General features: G+C 29.8%; 1 protein-coding gene. It reads right to left on the bottom strand.

From position 1 onward, the window contains the following. Nucleotides 1-14 precede the first annotated feature (14 nt). Entirely contained in the window at nucleotides 15-893 is an 879-nt protein-coding gene (locus tag EYW44_RS21890; RefSeq protein WP_132728005.1) for an IS982 family transposase, read from the bottom strand. Nucleotides 894-969: the final 76 nt, after the last annotated feature.

Here is a 969-nt window from a genome sequence, read left to right as displayed (position 1 = left end):
AACCCGTTGTGCATTTAGGCAATATTAACTTTTAGATTATTTATTTTTCGTTTTTCTATGAATTTATTAATGTATTGAATAGTTGTCAATGCTGTTATTTTGGCTAGAATCCTAGTTTTAAATCCCTTGAAAGATTTAGCATAGTTTCTACGTATCATAAACTGATCACAAAGTTGAGAAAAGAGTGTTTCAATTCTTTTTCTTGACTTTTTAAATAGGTAAGGCTGTTCTGTATAGTTATATTGATTCTTTCTCATAGGTGTTTCTAATTTAATATTGACAGTTTCAAATAAGTCAAGTTGAAATTCAGAAGACAAGTAGCCTCTATCACCAAGCAGTACACAGTCAGATAATTGTAGTTTTACATCATGTAGATAATTGATATCATGTAATGAAGCTTTAGAAATATCAAAGCTAGATATTATACCATTTACAGAACAAGTCATATGTAACTTATATCCGTAGTATTTCATCCTTTGACTCGCACAGTATCCTCTATCAGGAGCTGTGAAAAAATCATCGCGACATACTTTACTTCGTGAAGCTCTAGCATATTTACAAACTTCTAAAGGCATACTATCTATTATAAAATAGTCCTCAAACTCTAAAAAATGATTTGCTAGTTTTTGACGTATTAACTCTTGAAATTCAAATAGATTTCGTCTTCTCCTATTATAAACAGAACGTTCTATTTTATTGGATAAACATTTAGGTAAAATTCTGAATAATTGACATTCACTGTCAATAGCCATGTATTCAGACACTAAACTGATAGCTACTATTTCTTTATCAGATAATTGAGGCTTACGTATTTGAGTAAAGAAACTATCTTGAACTTCTAAAACCGTAAAAACTTCTAATATTTTGTCGTAATTTGCTCGAAAGTTGTGCATAAATTAATTGTTGTGGTGACATTAATTTAAGGCTTATTAGCTGTAAGCACAACTTTTATCTAAATGCACAACGGGT

Origin of the sequence: Tenacibaculum sp. M341, from assembly GCF_004337695.1 — a bacterium.
Classification (GTDB): domain Bacteria; phylum Bacteroidota; class Bacteroidia; order Flavobacteriales; family Flavobacteriaceae; genus Polaribacter.
This window is presented reverse-complemented; position numbering and strand designations above follow the sequence as displayed.

Excerpts from the sequence above, each read along its gene's own strand:
- EYW44_RS21890 (WP_132728005.1), bottom strand. The coding sequence starts at position 893 with ATGCACAACTTTCGAGCAAATTACGACAAAATATTAGAAGTTTTTACG.